This window comes from Bisgaardia hudsonensis (genome assembly GCF_004345785.1).
Classification (GTDB): Bacteria; Pseudomonadota; Gammaproteobacteria; order Enterobacterales; family Pasteurellaceae; genus Bisgaardia; species Bisgaardia hudsonensis.
Genome location: NZ_SLXI01000001.1, coordinates 565,039 through 580,710, shown reverse-complemented (window position 1 = coordinate 580,710; position 15,672 = coordinate 565,039). Strand labels below are relative to the sequence as shown.

Here is a 15,672-nt window from a genome sequence, read left to right as displayed (position 1 = left end):
TCAAAGGTTTTTGATACCGAGTTAATAGACGTGGTATTCTCTGTTTTCGCTTTGCCATCTACTTTCGCTAATTCCGATACCACAATAAAACGTTGCTGAGTTTTACTAAAAATCACTCGGTAACAATACTTATTCATAATCTATTCCTCTTTTTTATTTTATTCGTTTATGCCTGCTTGTTTATTTGAACAATAATCAACTAATAATTGACCGCACTTTTATTGTTTGTTTCTGTTTCTGTTTCTGTTTCTGTTTCTGTTTCTGTTTCTGTTTCTAGTAATTTAATCTATTCATTACTGTATCTACTATCATTAAAAGCTCGCCCCTAAATTAAAGCCAACCACCGTATCTGATGTTTTAAACCCTTCTGGTACACTTAATGGTGTGCCAACAAAAACATCATAATTAAACCATTTCCAGCCACCTTTCAATCCTAAACTTAGCCCTGTTAACGATGTGCCAATTAAGTCTTTAGTTGATTTGCCTTTAACTTGCCCTTTGTCAAAAGTCACATAAACCTGCTGTCCCGTTTGCCCAAGATTCATAGCTATTTCATTACGCCATACCCAACCATGTTCACCACTTAAGCTTAACTCACCATCTGTGCCTCGTATTGTATAACGTCCACCAATACTAAAACGGTCTTGTGCCACTAATGCGGTTTTACTCCATTGACCTTGTAAGCTAGTGCGATAAACCAAGCCTTGATTTGCCCATTCAAAAGGTTTGGTTAGCTGAATGTTGGCACTGACTATTTTCATCCTTGATGAACCTTCATCAAATTTTTCATCTGGGTAAGGTATCGCATGGTTTAATCCTGTTCCTCGTTTATAGTTCAAACCTAATTCAAGGGTCATGTTACCTAGATAAGCTTTATGTTGAATACCAAACTCCCAACCACCTGTACGTTTACGTTGAATCCCCACTTCCTCATCATCAATAAAATTATAGGATTTTCTTGCCCATAATGAACCAACTAATGTGGTTTTATGTTGGTTATTACGAAATACTATTCTTGATAAACTCAGTTTACTGTTCTCACTTTCCCCTGAATACAAGACCGTCGAACCAAAAGCCCCTGCCACTTCTTGATGATATTTACTCTCTGTATGACTAGCTGATAATTGCCAATAATGCCATGGTACAGAATAATAAAAACTTAAGTTATGACTTTGACGGCGTCCTTTGTCATCTTCCCCCGCCCAATTAGGTCTAGAAAGACTATGGGTAAAACTGGTATAAAATAAATCATTCGCCGTAAAAATATTATCCAAAGACAATGTCGCTGAACCTTGCCAACGTCCTGTAGATGTTGAGCCTGCATCATCTAGACCTAAACTTAAACGAAAGGGAAAACGCTGAGCATATTGAATATGTAAATCACTTTCCCCTATTTCAGATTCTCCCTCTGGCGGTACAATATTGATGGTCGCATCAGCTGTAGGAACCCGTTTTAGGTTTTCTAAGGATTGCTCTATATCTCGAACATTTAAAATATCCCCTTTTTGTGGCACTATTCCCGTCCATGCCCCTAAACGAGTGAATTTATCTACACCACTTTTATCTTCAATAATGGTATTACGCACTATTCCTGGGATAACCGTTAATATTAATCGACCTGAATTTAAATCTTGCTCACCAACAACCAATCTGGTAGTAACATAACCTGATTCGATAATAATATTTTGCATTTTCTTCACTAAGACATTTAACCCTTCCCCTCCAAAACAGTAAGGCAGAATTAAACCTAATGATTTTGCTGCCTCTTGATATGCCCAGCTAAATTGGCTTTTTTCTGTTGTTATTGTATTAAGCACTTTAGTAGAGTGAGACGAAAAATGTTCATTAATAAAAAGATTAGAACTTGAAGATTGGGAAACAGTGAAAGAAGAAAGCGGTGAAGATGGATGCGTAATAATATGAATATTTTTTATTGGATAACAGAGAGGCTCCTCTTTGGGTAGTACTAAATCTGAAGATGGAGGAGTATCAAACTGTACCTCTGATTTTGCGGAAAACTGCTCAACTTTTTGTTCTAGCAGATCTTGTTGCCGTTGTTGCTGTTTTGCATCAAGTTTTTCTAAGCCTTTAATTTGCTCTATGGAAGGTTCAGTAGCAAAAACTTGATTCAGATAAAATACGCTACTTACAACTAAAGTAATAAAAGATAGTGATAATTTTTTCATATAAACTCATTCTTACATAATATTATTGACTAATAATGATACTAATTTAAATATATTATTTAATCAACTCAATATTTTATTTTTTTAATAATATAAATTATGGAAAATATTTTATAAAAATAATTAATTATATTTTTCTATTTTCAGAATTAATGAATGATAAGTTTAGTGTTTTTAATATTGATAATTATCTCCCTGTAATTCTTTTGTGCGCTGCAATAAAATACATACTTTACAATAAAGAGAAAAAAAGTAGAATGTAGCAACTTTAAATTGGTTTATACTGATACTTACTCTAATTTGAATAATTTAGCGGGCAAAAATAGCAGAAAATTATTCTATAATTGGTATTTCCCCAAATTTTTTCTACACAATCTACTTGATGTAGGTTACTGACTTGTTATCAGACTTTAAGAGAAATTTATGACTACTCCATTTACACCCGAACTGCTTTCACCAGCAGGTTCGTTGAAAAATATGCGTTATGCTTTTGCCTATGGGGCGGATGCGGTTTATGCAGGACAACCTCGTTATAGTTTACGAGTACGTAATAATGAATTTAATCATGCTAATTTAAAAATCGGTATTGATGAAGCCCATGGATTAGGTAAAAAATTCTATGTGGTGGTGAATATTGCCCCTCATAATTCAAAATTAAAAACCTTTATTCGTGATTTAGAACCCGTTATTGCGATGAAGCCAGATGCGTTAATTATGTCAGATCCGGGCTTAATTATGTTGGTTCGTGAACATTTTCCTGATATGGCGATTCATCTTTCTGTGCAAGCTAATGCAGTAAACTGGGCTTCGGTTAAATTTTGGAAACAAATGGGACTCACTCGAGTGATTTTATCTCGTGAACTCTCTATTGATGAAATTGCTGAAATTCGCCAACAAGTACCAGATATGGAAATCGAAGTTTTTGTACATGGTGCATTATGTATGGCTTATTCGGGACGCTGTTTATTATCAGGTTATATTAACAAACGTGATCCAAACCAAGGCACTTGCACTAATGCTTGTCGTTGGGAATATAGCGTTACTGAAGCCAAAGAAGATGAAATTGGTAATATTGTCAATGTTGGTGAAGAAATTCCTGTCAAAAATGTAGCACCTACTCTAGGCGAAGGTAACACAACAGATAAAGTCTTTTTACTCGCTGAAAGTCAACGCCCTGAAGAACAGATGTCAGCTTTTGAAGATGAGCATGGCACTTACATTATGAATTCAAAAGATTTACGTGCAGTACAACATGTAGAAAAATTGACCGCACTTGGTGTGCATTCATTAAAAATTGAAGGTCGGACAAAATCTTTCTATTATTGCGCAAGAACGGCTCAAGTTTATCGTAAAGCGATTGATGATGCGGTTGCAGGAAAACCATTTGATAAAAGTTTAATGAATACCTTAGAATCCCTTGCTCATCGAGGTTATACCGAAGGCTTTTTACGCCGTCATACCCATGATGAGTATCAAAACTACGAATATGGTTATTCTATTTCAGAAAGCCAACAGTTTGTTGGCGAATTTACTGGTAAGCGTAACGAACAAGGTATGGCAGAAGTCGCAGTTAAAAATAAGTTTTTGGTAGGCGATGAAGTAGAAATGATGACACCTAAAGGCAATATTATGTTCACCATTAAAAGAATGTTAAACCGTAAAAATGAAGAAATCGATGCAGGTCGTGGTGATGGACATTTTGTTTTTCTTGATGTACCAGAAGATATTTCATTAGATTATGCATTATTAATGCGTAATTTAGTAAATACTAATACCCGTCACCCCCACGCTAAATAAACAACAAAAATGTTAAAAAAATGTTGCATTTGTTAATTTTGTATATATAATACACCCATACCCTAAAAAGTATGACTCCAAATATAATTATTATATTTTTGCCCTTTCTTCCCCGAAAGGGCTTTTTTTTGCCTAAATAACAGTATAAAAATACAGGTTATTCTCAAGAATCGCAGTTTTTTCTTGTGAAATAAGGCAATTAACCATAGACTAGCACATTGTTTTTATTCAAATATTATATTAATTGTTATGCTATTATCTGATTTTTATTTTAATTTACCTGATGAGTTAATTGCTCGCTACCCTACCCCCAATCGCCGAGCTAGTCGTTTATTACAATTAAATGGTGAAAATGGTGAAATTTCTCACCGCACTTTTTCTGATGTAGTCGATTTGATCAATGAGGGCGATCTAGTTATTTTCAATAATACCCGAGTTATTCCCGCAAGAATGTTTGGTCGTAAAGCCAGCGGTGGAAAAATTGAGGTATTAGTGGAGCGTGTATTAACTGATACTCGTTTTCTGGCTCATATTCGTTCATCAAAAGCCCCAAAAGAAAAGGCGGAATTATTTTTAGGGGAAGATAAACTCGGTGAAAATAATGGTGTGAAAATGATTATGGTGGCTCGCCACGATAATTTATTTGAATTAGAAATTGCAGAAAAAACTACCCCACTTTTAGATGTATTACAAAAAATTGGGCATATGCCCCTTCCCCCTTATATTGATCGCCCCGATGAAGAAGCGGATCAAGAACGTTATCAAACAGTATATAATAAAGTGCCGGGGGCAGTTGCAGCTCCAACAGCGGGATTGCATTTTGATGATGAATTGTTGGAACAATTAAAAAATAAAGGGGTTAATTTTGCTTTTGTTACACTACACGTTGGAGCAGGTACTTTCCAACCTGTTCGTGTGAAAAATATCGAAAATCATAAAATGCACGCTGAATATGTGGAAGTATCTCAAAACGTTGTAGATGCTATTTTAGCAACAAAAGCAAAAGGTAAGCGTGTTATTGCAGTAGGTACCACTTCGGTACGCTCTATTGAAAGTGCTGCTTTAGAGACAGAAAATAAAGGAAATGGCAATTTGATTGAACCTTATTTTTCAGATACGTCAATCTTTATTTATCCCGGTAAAAAATTCCGAATAATAGATTGCTTAATTACCAATTTCCATTTACCTGAAAGTACTTTGATTATGCTAGTTTCTGCCTTTGCAGGTTATTCTCACACGATGAATGCCTACAAGAGTGCGGTAGAAAATCACTATCGTTTTTTCAGTTATGGGGATGCGATGTTTATTACTAAAAATGACAATGTGAAAGGTCTGGAATAATCAATAAAAAGTGCGGTCAGTTTTTCTTTTGTTTTTAAAACAGTGGAAAATCTAACCGCACTTTAGTTAAGTAAGTTAAGCACAATAAGTTATTTTAAGATTTTAATGTACTGCTAATGAAAAAAGAATCATCATCAAAGCAGCATTCACTTCTTTCTTTGGAATTAGCTTTTCATTAATAAATACATCACCATCTTTTGTTTCTAAATTAAAGCCTATATTTTTATCATCTACGGTTAAATAGGGTGATTGTTGTTTTGCTAATATCACTAATTCATCGACCATTTCCTCTGGTGATTGCGGCACATTTGGATCAAATTTACTCACTTCGGCAATAAATTCTTTGGTAAATGGAATATTGAGTTTAGCTTTTACTTTGAGTTTATTAAAAATTGAGACTATATTTTCCAAATGATTTAACATTTTTGGATCAAATTTATTAAGTGCAATATCCAATGATAAATCCGTTTTACCTTGACTATTTTCTAATGAAATTTCTTTGAAATTAAATTTTGGCTCTGATTGCAACAATTTTAAGTAATGTTCTTCCACTTCTTTTTGAGGCATTTTATCCATATTTTTGTAATTTTGATAAAGAAACGCTACAAACTGATCGGTTAATAAGGCATCTAATTCGGCATCAAAATCAAACTTAAATTTTCCTAACTCAGCTTTTTTATCGCCTTGAATAAGTGCTATTTTAGATAGGAGATCACTAGTTACTGCTAACTTCCCATTTTCTACAAATTTTTGATCACTATTATACTTAAGGTCATTCATTACAAAAGTACCAGCATCTTCAAAATAAGTAAAAGTCAATTTGTCCATTTCAAGTCGATAATCTTCTTCATTAAGATAGGTATATTTTGCGTTTTTCTTAGTATCTTGAGTAAATTTCACTCCTTCAAAATCAACCAAAGCATCGCTATCTTTAATTGTTATTTTTGGCGTGATAATTTCTACTTTACCTTCTTGTAATCTATTTAAATCAAAATTTAGATTAATCTTATCAATTTTAAATGAACTATCTTCCTTTTCACCAACTGACTCAATTGTATTTATCACAAATTGACCATTGGTATCTCCTGAATAACTCAGATCTGTATTTCCTGATAATAATTCATCTTGTTTAAGATAAGAACGGAAAGCTTCTGGTGCAATGATCTGATTTTTAACGCTTGCCATAATAGGCGAAAATTTAAGCGAAGTTAAGCGATTAATTGGGAATGGTCCATGTTGAACCTTATCATTTCCTTTAAAAGTATATACTTCTGCGTTACCTTCTATTCCTTTTACGGCTAAATCATATTGAACATCTGAACTAAAAAAGTGACGTTCTACCCTTATATTTTTAATTTCAGCTTGAATACCATAAATATCTAATTTTTTTAACTCAGTATTACCAATATCAACCCATTGTTGATATTGTGATTCAATTTGCTTTCCTGTGTACCAACTACCACCAACTACTGAAGCACCTAAAATAACAGCAACAGAAACAGCTATTGTGGATAATTTCATTTTTTCTCCTTTCACCTTAATTATGTATTTATTAAAAAATACTATTACACTTAGTTCTAACTTAATTTATATGATACTCGAAACTATTTGATAAGACTAAACATTTGTATGAAATTCCCTTATAATGCCCTCTTCGAAACAATTACAACAACCCTCGAACTGTTTATTCGAAAAGGAAAAATATATTTATGACAATGAAATTTACATTACACACGACCGATGGCAATGCACGTCGTGGTACGATGACCTTTAATCGCCCACAAGGTGAATTTAAAGTAGAAACTCCTGCCTTTATGCCTGTAGGAACTTATGGCACAGTAAAAGGTATGACGCCAGAAGAAGTAAGAGCAACTGGTGCGGAAATTTTACTTGGTAATACTTTCCATCTTTGGCTACGTCCTGGTCAAGAAGTGATGCGTAAACATGGTGATTTGCACGATTTTATGCAATGGCATCGCCCGATTTTAACAGATAGCGGTGGTTTTCAAGTTTTTAGTCTTGGCAAAATTAGAAAAATTACGGAAGAAGGGGTTAAATTTCAAAACCCGATTAATGGGGAACATATTTTTTTATCCCCTGAAAAATCAATGGAAATTCAATATGATCTTGGTTCAGATATTGTAATGATCTTTGACGAATGTGCCCCTTATCCTTCAACTTTTGATTACACAAAAAAATCAATGGAAATGTCATTACGTTGGGCTAAACGTAGCCGTGATCGTTTTGATGAATTAGGTAATAAAAATGCTTTATTTGGTATTGTTCAAGGTGGTACATTCGAAGAATTACGCAAGATTTCTGTTGAAGGATTGGTAAATATTGGTTTTGATGGCTATGCCGTAGGTGGCTTAGCCGTTGGTGAACCTAAAGAAGATATGCACCGTATTTTAGAGTCTGTTTGTCCACAGCTTCCGACAGACAAACCACGCTATTTGATGGGTGTTGGTAAACCCGAAGATTTAGTGGAAGGGGTAAGACGTGGTATTGATATGTTTGACTGCGTAATGCCTACTCGCAATGCTCGTAACGGACATTTATTTGTTACTGATGGGATTGTAAAAATTCGTAATGCCAAATATCGAGATGATATCACACCACTAGATCCAGAATGTGATTGTTATACTTGTAAAAATTATACCAAAGCCTATTTATATCATTTAGATAAGTGTGGTGAAATTTTAGGGGCAAGATTAAATACTATTCATAATTTACGCTATTATCAACGTTTAATGGCTGAGATTCGAACGGCTATTGATGAAGGTAAATTTGAGGAATTTGTAGAAACATTTTATGCAAGAATTGGCAAACCGATTCCACCATTACAAACTGAAATAAATAGTCAAGATAATAGTAAATAAAAGTGCGGTTAAAATTAAAAGATATTTTCACTTTAAGCGTATTTTATGCTATTTTAAACATCTATTTTTATATTAATATCAACTTAACTTTAAAAGGATAAACACATGGACGCTCAACAAGGTAGCCCTTTATCAATGTTATTTATTTTTGTTATTTTCGGCTTAATTTTCTATTTTATGATTTATCGCCCACAAGCAAAACGTAATAAAGCCCATCAAAAATTAATGTCTGAATTAGCAAAAGGAACCGAAGTACTTACTTCTGGCGGTATTATCGGTAAAATCACTAAAATTGGTGCTGAAACTGATTATGTAGTAATTGCATTAAATGATACGACTGAAATTACCATTAAACGTGATTTTATTGTGGCGGTATTGCCAAAAGGATCATTAAAATCCCTTTAATTTTTAATTTATTTATCTTTTAATTTATTCCTCAAGGGAACTAAAAAGTATGTTAAATCGTTACCCTTTATGGAAGAATATAATGGTGATCCTTGTGATCGCCATTGGAGTTTTGTACTCACTTCCAAATCTTTACGGTGAAGATCCCGCAGTTCAAATTTCAGGAACTCGTGGACAACAAGCCGATACAGCTGTTCTAGCTGACATTCAAAACTTATTAAATGAAAATAATCTAGATTCAAAATCACTTTCCTTAAATAATGGATCGATTTTAGTTAGATTTCATAATACTGACTCTCAATTATTAGCTAAAGACAAGATCGCAGAGAAACTCGGTAATGCTTATTCGATTGCACTAAACCTAGCCCCAGCAACACCACAATGGCTATCAAGCATTGGTGGTAATCCGATGAAATGGGGACTTGATTTACGTGGTGGGGTTCGCTTTCTAATGGAAGTCGATATGAATACGGCTTTAGGTAAACGTCAAGAACAACTAGAAGATAGTTTACGTACTGAATTGCGTAAAGAAAAATATCGCTATTCTGCCATTCGTGCAGGTAATTCATTTAGTACTGAAATTATCTTACTAAAACCAGAAGAACTTTCTACGGTTGAACGTTTCCTAAGAAAAAAACACCCAACACTTGATGTAAAATCAATATCAGAAAATACCCTTTCATTACAATTCTCTGAAGCAGCTCTAATTGAAGCTCGTGATCATGCGATTGAACAAAACTTAAGTATTTTACGTCGCCGTGTAGAAGAATTAGGGGTAGCTGAGCCAGTTATTCAACGTCAAGGTGCTGAACGTATTGTGGTTGAATTACCTGGTGTACAAGATACTGCTCGAGCAAAAGAGATTTTAGGCGCAACAGCTACATTAGAATTTCGTTTAGTTAACCAAAATGCTAATCTTGAAGCTGCCTTAAAAGGATTGGTTCCATCAGATTCTGAAGTAAAATATGATCGTAGTGGTCGCCCTGTAGTGCTTTATAAACGAGCCGTATTAGGTGGGGAACATATCACTAATGCTAGTTCAGGCGTAGATCAAAACACCTCTTCACCACAAGTCAGTGTTAATTTAGATTCTGAAGGCGGTGAGATAATGTCTCAAACCACCAAATTAAATCTAAAAAAACCAATGGCAACTTTATATGTAGAATATAAAGATAGTGGTAAAAAAGATGACAACGGAAAATCTATTTTAGAAAAACACGAAGAAGTGATTAACGTTGCGACTATTCAAGGTCGTTTCGGTAGCCAATTCCAAATTACAGGTATTGACAGCCCTGCGGAAGCTCAAAATCTTTCTGTATTATTACGTTCCGGTGCATTAACTGCTCCAATCCAAATAGTTGAAGAGCGTACTGTTGGTCCTTCTCTTGGAGCTCAAAATGTGGAACAAGGACTGACCGCTGGAATTTGGGGATTAGTTATTACTATCGTATTTATGTTGGTTTATTATAAACTCTTTGGTTTTTTTGCAAATATCGCACTAATGGCAAATATGGTCTTGTTAGTGGGATTAATGTCATTACTTCCCGGTGCAACATTAACAATGCCTGGAATTGCAGGGATTGTCTTATCCGTAGGAATGTCTGTCGATGCCAACGTGCTTATCTTTGAACGGATAAGAGAAGAAATTCGTAACGGACGAACCATTCAACAAGCAATCCACGAAGGATATAGTGGTGCATTTAGTAGTATTTTTGATGCTAACTTAACCACAATTTTAACTTCCATTGTGCTTTATGCAGTGGGAACAGGTCCAGTAAAAGGATTTGCTATTACGCTTTCATTAGGTGTGGCAATTTCAATGTTTACGGCAATCACAGGTACACGTATGCTCGCAAACTGGGTATATGGTGGTAAACGTGTTAAAAAATTATCAATTTAAAGGTGCATACTGTGAGTTTATTTAGACGTAAAGAAAAATATGATCATAAGGGAATTATCCTTCCCTTTAAATTAATTCCGTTTACAAAATATCGTTTTGTTGGTTATGCCTTTTCACTTTTTGTTACTATTCTAAGTATTTTCTTTATTGTAACAAAAGGATTTAACTGGGGACTTGATTTTACAGGCGGTACAGTTGTACAAACAACCTTTTCCCAACCCGCTGACTTACCAAAAGTAAGAGATACATTAAAAGCAAATGGTTTTCCTAGTGCTATTGTACAAACGAATGGTGGAGTAAAAGATGTGATGATCCGCCTTTCTGCTTCTGCTGGTGATGCTAAAATCGGTAATGAGATTAAGGATATGCTTGTTACATTGGATAATGGAATACAAGTACTTAGTGTTGATTTCGTAGGACCAAATGTCGGGGAAGAATTAACACAGGGTGCAATTTATGCAACTTTAGCAACTTTATTATTACTACTTGCTTATATTGGTTTACGATTTGAATGGCGTCTTGCCGTAGGAGGAATTGTTGCTCTTGCTCATGACGTAATGGTCACACTAGGTATTTTTTCATTTTTCCAAATTGAAATGGATCTTACTTTCGTGGCGGCGATTTTATCGGTAGTCGGCTACTCGTTAAATGATAGTATCGTAGTATTTGACCGTGTTCGTGAGAATTTTAGAAAGATTCGCCGTGTTGAAACTTTAGAAATTATTGATATTTCCTTAACACAAACCTTAGCTCGTACTTTGATGACCTCAATTACTACGCTATTTGTGGTAGTTTCATTATTTATTTTTGGTGGTCCAACAATTCATAGCTTCTCTTTGGCTTTATTAATTGGTATTGCTTTTGGTACTTATTCTACAATCTATATTGCTATTTCTGTGGCATTAGATCTCGGATTAAAACGTGAGCATATGATTATTAAGAAAGTCAGCAAAGAAGACATTGAAGAAATGCCATAAATTAGAAATAATAATACCGCACTTTCTCAATAAAGTGCGGTCTAATTTTTTAAGATTTTCATAAACCCGAATTGATCGGGTTTTTGTTTATATCAATATTTCAATAAAGGAAGTTTAACTATGCGAATAAGATTATTAACAATAGCAATTTCTTTCATCAGTTTTACTTCCTTTGCTAGTCAACAGGTTGCTACTAATATTTCATCAAATGTTGAAATAAATCCCTTAGCTCAACAGCAGAAATTACAAAAACAGCGAGAGATTTACCAAAAAATTAATCAGTTTTTAGCCATATCTAATAGTGAAAAAACACGTTCTATCACAAGTCAATTATTAGAAGAGATAAAAGATTACCCTCTTTATACTTATGCTAAATACAACCTGTTATTATCTGAAATAGAAGAAATTGAGTTTTCAGTCATTGATCAATTTGAAAAAAATAATCCTAATTTTTATAAAACTAATGATCTAAAAAGAGCTTGGTTAGTGCAACAACAAAAACAAGAAAATTGGCAAATAATTATTGATAATAAATTAAACTTGCCGACAGATACCAGTTCTCAATGTATTGTTCAAAAAGCTGAATATGAACAACAAAAAAACCGAGAAAAAATAACCGCACTTAATAAAAACGCTCTTGATCTTTCTCAGCTATGGTTAACTGGAGATAGTTTACCAAATAGTTGTGATCCACTGTTAGCTAAATGGTTTGAACAAGGTGGATTAACTGAAGAATTGGTAAAAAAACGAGCTTTACTTGCTTTTAACAGCAATAATACAGGGCTACTAAAACATCTTACATTACAAGCAACTGATCCTGAATTAAAAATTTGGTTAACTGATTTATATAACTTACGACAAAATTCCCAAAACTTAATCAATCCTGACAATCAGTTTTCCATTGAAAAATTATTACCTGAAAATGAAAATAGTAAAATTATTTTATTAAATGCTTATCCCTCTTTTATAAAAGGGTTAAATGAAAATGATTTAGACAAATTAAATCCATTTAATCTATTTCAAGAATGGGCAATACATTTCAATTTGAGTGAACAACAAATAAATCAATGGAAAAGTATTCTACTATCACATATTTTTGATACTGAAAATTCTTCATTACAAAAATGGCGTGATGATACATTGCGAAATCTTAAAAATGATAAGCTATTAGAACGCCGTATTCGTGCTGCTATTCGTCAAAAAGAAGATATTTTTAAATGGTTAAATATCCTTTCTGATAAAACAAAAAATGAACAGGAATGGCAATATTGGTTAGCTAAATATTGGCAAAAACAAGGTAAAAAATCAAAAGCTAACACTATTTTTGAACAACTTGCAAAAAATGAGCGTGGTTTCTACCCTATGCTCGCAGCAGAAGAATTAAAAGTTGCTTATTACCCTGAAATAAAACGTGTATCCGATCAACAACAAATATTAAATGTCGTTCAAAAATTTTCAGTACCATTAACAAGAATTGAAGAACTTTATTATTTAGATGATAAATATGCGGTTAATCAAGAATGGTATTACCTACTAGAACAAAGTGATTTTAACGAGAAACTCACTCTTGCAAAATATGCAGAGTCAAAACAATGGTTTGATCTACAAGTAGAAGCAACCATTAAAGCAAAAGCCTGGGATTATATTGGATTACGTTTACCTAATGCTTATCAAGATTGGTTTGATATTTTACTAAAAAATCGAAAAATCCACCGCACTTTTGCTATGGCGATCGCTCGTCAAGAAAGTGCATGGCGTACCGATGTTTCATCACATGCCAATGCGAGAGGATTAATGCAGCTATTACCAAGTACTGCAAGATTAACCGCACAACGCCAAGAATTACCTTATAAAAAAGAGAGTCAATTATTCGATCCTTTTGATAATATTATGCTGGGAACTCAACATTTACAGGAGCTTTATGACAAATATGGGAACAATCGGATCTTAATTGCCGCTGCTTATAATGCAGGTTCACATCGAGTAGATCAATGGTTAGATAAATCACAAGGTAAATTGACTATGGCTGAATTTATTGCAACTATCCCTTATTATGAAACTAGAGGTTATGTCCAAAACGTACTAGCTTATGACTATTATTATCAAATTTTACAACATAAAGTTCTAGAAAAATTTACCCAAGAAGAAAAAAATAGATTATACTAGTACAATAGTAACGCTAAGAAAGGAATATTGATATGTATGTAAGTCGTAATATGGATCATTGGCAAGATTTCATGGCTATATTAAATACCGCTTTTGAACAAGGTAAGGGACAAGATCTATTAACCCTTTTACTTACCGCAGATGAACGAGATGCCGTAGGACTAAGATTACAAATAGTGGATCAATTACTAAATGGCAACATTCCACAGCGAGAAATTCAACAAAATCTAAATACCAGTGCAGCGACGATTACGAGAGGATCAAATATGATAAAAATGATGCCTCCAGACTTTATGCAATGGATAAAAGAGCAACTCAATGAGCAAAAGAAAAACAAAGAAAAATAAATTTTCTTTTATTCTAGCCAAATTACGCTGTGGTATTATTTTTGTAGTATTAGGATTTTTTACTCTTACTCTACTCTTTCGTTTTTTTGCTATCCCCTTTTCATCTTATATGGCTCAACAGAAAATTAGCCATTGGATAACAGGGGAAACTTATCCTATAAAATACAAATGGGTAAACTTAGCTAGTATCTCGCCTTATATGCAATTAGCGGTTATTGCCACAGAAGATCAATTATTTCCTGAACATAATGGTTTCGATTGGAATGCCATTGAAAGTGCTTTAAAACATAATCAAAAATCAAAAAAAACACGAGGTGGTTCCACTATTTCACAGCAAACAGCTAAAAACCTATACCTGTGGCACGGTCAAAGTTGGCTCCGTAAAGCTATTGAAGTACCAGTAACCCTAAGTCTTGAACTATTATGGAATAAAAAGCGTATTTTAGAGGTATACTTAAATATCGCTGAATTTGGAAATGGTATTTTTGGTGTAGAAGCCGCTAGCCAATATTATTTTAAAAAATCCGCCAAACAATTAACTCAACAAGAATCTGCTTTACTTGCCTCGGTTTTACCTAATCCAATTATTTTTAAAGTCAATAAACCAAGTGCTTATGTAAAAAGAAAGCAAGCTTGGATAATGAAACAAATGAATCAATTAGGGAAAGGTTATTTAGAAAAGCTAGATTAATAAACTAAAGTGCGGTATAAATTTTTAATATTTTTCAAAATATCTATTTTTTATACCGTACTTTATAGTTAAAAATATCCTTTATTCTAAATGCTCCAGACCAAGCTGATACAACTCATTCTTCTTGTAGCCATACAGTTCCGCTACTATCGCAGCCGCTTTTTTTAAGGGTAATTCTTTTACTAGTAGTTTTAACGCTTTTATTGCTTGTGATGAAATATCATTGTTATCTTGTTTTTGTATTCCTTCAATAATCAAGACCATTTCACCTTTAGTACGATTAGGATCTTCTTCTAACCAAGAACGTAAAGCTGAAACTTTATCACCTTTGATCGTTTCCCAGGTTTTAGTAATTTCTCTTGCTAACACCAAATAACGATCTTCACCAAATACTTTTTCAATATCCTTCAAACAATCTAAAATACGATGAGTAGATTCATAGAAAATCATCGTTCTTTGTTCTTCAAGCAAACTTTCCAATTTATCACAACGTGCTTTTGTTTTTGCAGGAAGGAATCCTTCAAAACAAAAACGATCAGAGGCAATACCCGATGCACATAATGCAGTAATAGCAGCACAAGCTCCTGGTAGAGGTACGACTTTAATGTCAACTTGTCGGCATTTTCTCACCAGATGAAAACCAGGATCGCTAATTAATGGTGTTCCTGCATCAGAAATAAGAGCAATATTTATTCCTTGTTGTAACTTTTCCACTAATAAATCAGCTTTATGTTGCTCATTATGATCGTGTAATGCAAAAAATGGCTTTTTTATACCATAATGACTTAATAATAAGCCACTATGCCTTGTATCTTCTGCGGCAATTAAATCAACTTGAGAAAAAATATCCAATGCTCGTTGGGTAATATCTTGTAAATTCCCAATGGGTGTTGCGACAATATATAGAGTTCCAGTTAAATTATTCATTTTTTTACTTCTTTTATTTGATTTTAATGTATTAGATAAGTAAGATCGTTTTATTG

13 protein-coding genes are annotated in these 15,672 nt (G+C 33.7%); 9 read left to right on the top strand and 4 right to left on the bottom strand.

Annotated elements, in window-relative coordinates; genetic code table 11:
• Together EV697_RS02725 and EV697_RS02720 are read right to left on the bottom strand one after the other, a co-directional pair.
• The coding region (locus EV697_RS02725) for an ESPR domain-containing protein (RefSeq protein WP_207904084.1) at positions 1-137 on the bottom strand (137 nt) is incomplete at its 3' end.
• Positions 138-311: 174 nt separating this feature from the next.
• Positions 312-2,186: a ShlB/FhaC/HecB family hemolysin secretion/activation protein gene (locus EV697_RS02720; protein ID WP_132022267.1), complete on the bottom strand. Its 1,875-nt coding sequence runs from the start codon at positions 2,184-2,186 to the stop codon at positions 312-314.
• A 423-nt stretch (positions 2,187-2,609) separates the two neighbouring features.
• Between EV697_RS02720 and trhP the strand changes: the two genes are divergently transcribed.
• Together trhP and queA are read left to right on the top strand one after the other, a co-directional pair.
• Positions 2,610-3,983 (top strand): prephenate-dependent tRNA uridine(34) hydroxylase TrhP, encoded by a 1,374-nt coding sequence (trhP, locus tag EV697_RS02715; RefSeq protein ID WP_132022265.1) that lies wholly within the window; start codon positions 2,610-2,612, stop codon positions 3,981-3,983.
• A gap of 249 nt (positions 3,984-4,232) precedes the next feature.
• Positions 4,233-5,324, top strand: a complete 1,092-nt coding sequence (queA, locus tag EV697_RS02710; RefSeq protein ID WP_132022263.1) for a tRNA preQ1(34) S-adenosylmethionine ribosyltransferase-isomerase QueA — start codon at positions 4,233-4,235, stop codon at positions 5,322-5,324.
• A 102-nt stretch (positions 5,325-5,426) separates the two neighbouring features.
• Here the strand turns inward: queA and EV697_RS02705 are convergent, their stop codons facing one another.
• Positions 5,427-6,845: a YdgA family protein gene (locus EV697_RS02705; protein WP_132022261.1), complete on the bottom strand. Its 1,419-nt coding sequence runs from the start codon at positions 6,843-6,845 to the stop codon at positions 5,427-5,429.
• Between the two features lie 194 nt (positions 6,846-7,039).
• On the opposite strand from EV697_RS02705, the gene tgt reads away from it, so the two are divergent.
• The 7 genes from tgt to mtgA all read left to right on the top strand — a co-directional run bounded on the left by tgt (position 7,040) and on the right by mtgA (position 14,689).
• The gene (gene tgt / locus EV697_RS02700) at positions 7,040-8,203 is read left to right on the top strand and encodes a tRNA guanosine(34) transglycosylase Tgt (RefSeq protein ID WP_132022311.1); all 1,164 of its coding nucleotides are present in this window, start codon (positions 7,040-7,042) and stop codon (positions 8,201-8,203) included.
• Positions 8,204-8,308: 105 nt separating this feature from the next.
• Complete coding sequence (yajC, locus tag EV697_RS02695; RefSeq protein WP_132022260.1) at positions 8,309-8,608, top strand: preprotein translocase subunit YajC; 300 nt, start codon at positions 8,309-8,311, stop codon at positions 8,606-8,608.
• Between the two features lie 49 nt (positions 8,609-8,657).
• On the top strand, positions 8,658-10,508 hold the full coding sequence (gene secD, locus EV697_RS02690; RefSeq protein ID WP_132022258.1) for a protein translocase subunit SecD: 1,851 nt from the start codon (positions 8,658-8,660) through the stop codon (positions 10,506-10,508).
• An 11-nt stretch (positions 10,509-10,519) separates the two neighbouring features.
• A complete protein-coding gene (gene secF / locus EV697_RS02685; protein ID WP_132022256.1) occupies positions 10,520-11,485 on the top strand; it encodes a protein translocase subunit SecF in 966 nt (321 codons plus the stop codon).
• A gap of 120 nt (positions 11,486-11,605) precedes the next feature.
• On the top strand, positions 11,606-13,651 hold the full coding sequence (locus EV697_RS02680; protein WP_132022254.1) for a transglycosylase SLT domain-containing protein: 2,046 nt from the start codon (positions 11,606-11,608) through the stop codon (positions 13,649-13,651).
• A 32-nt stretch (positions 13,652-13,683) separates the two neighbouring features.
• Positions 13,684-13,998 (top strand): trp operon repressor, encoded by a 315-nt coding sequence (gene trpR, locus EV697_RS02675; protein WP_132022252.1) that lies wholly within the window; start codon positions 13,684-13,686, stop codon positions 13,996-13,998.
• On the top strand, positions 13,970-14,689 hold the full coding sequence (mtgA, locus tag EV697_RS02670; RefSeq protein ID WP_132022250.1) for a monofunctional biosynthetic peptidoglycan transglycosylase: 720 nt from the start codon (positions 13,970-13,972) through the stop codon (positions 14,687-14,689). Before trpR ends, mtgA begins: the two co-directional genes overlap by 29 nt.
• Before the next feature lie 81 nt (positions 14,690-14,770).
• Here mtgA and rsmI read toward each other — a convergent pair whose 3' ends face one another.
• Positions 14,771-15,616, bottom strand: coding sequence for a 16S rRNA (cytidine(1402)-2'-O)-methyltransferase (rsmI, locus tag EV697_RS02665; RefSeq protein ID WP_132022248.1), 846 nt, complete (start codon positions 15,614-15,616; stop codon positions 14,771-14,773).
• Positions 15,617-15,672: the final 56 nt, after the last annotated feature.

Excerpts from the sequence above, each read along its gene's own strand:
- EV697_RS02720 (WP_132022267.1), bottom strand. The coding sequence starts at position 2,186 with ATGAAAAAATTATCACTATCTTTTATTACTTTAGTTGTAAGTAGCGTA.
- yajC (WP_132022260.1), top strand. The coding sequence starts at position 8,309 with ATGGACGCTCAACAAGGTAGCCCTTTATCAATGTTATTTATTTTTGTT.
- trpR (WP_132022252.1), top strand. The coding sequence starts at position 13,684 with ATGTATGTAAGTCGTAATATGGATCATTGGCAAGATTTCATGGCTATA.
- EV697_RS02680 (WP_132022254.1), top strand. The coding sequence starts at position 11,606 with ATGCGAATAAGATTATTAACAATAGCAATTTCTTTCATCAGTTTTACT.
- queA (WP_132022263.1), top strand. The coding sequence starts at position 4,233 with ATGCTATTATCTGATTTTTATTTTAATTTACCTGATGAGTTAATTGCT.
- secD (WP_132022258.1), top strand. The coding sequence starts at position 8,658 with ATGTTAAATCGTTACCCTTTATGGAAGAATATAATGGTGATCCTTGTG.
- EV697_RS02705 (WP_132022261.1), bottom strand. The coding sequence starts at position 6,845 with ATGAAATTATCCACAATAGCTGTTTCTGTTGCTGTTATTTTAGGTGCT.
- tgt (WP_132022311.1), top strand. The coding sequence starts at position 7,040 with ATGAAATTTACATTACACACGACCGATGGCAATGCACGTCGTGGTACG.
- mtgA (WP_132022250.1), top strand. The coding sequence starts at position 13,970 with ATGAGCAAAAGAAAAACAAAGAAAAATAAATTTTCTTTTATTCTAGCC.
- trhP (WP_132022265.1), top strand. The coding sequence starts at position 2,610 with ATGACTACTCCATTTACACCCGAACTGCTTTCACCAGCAGGTTCGTTG.
- rsmI (WP_132022248.1), bottom strand. The coding sequence starts at position 15,616 with ATGAATAATTTAACTGGAACTCTATATATTGTCGCAACACCCATTGGG.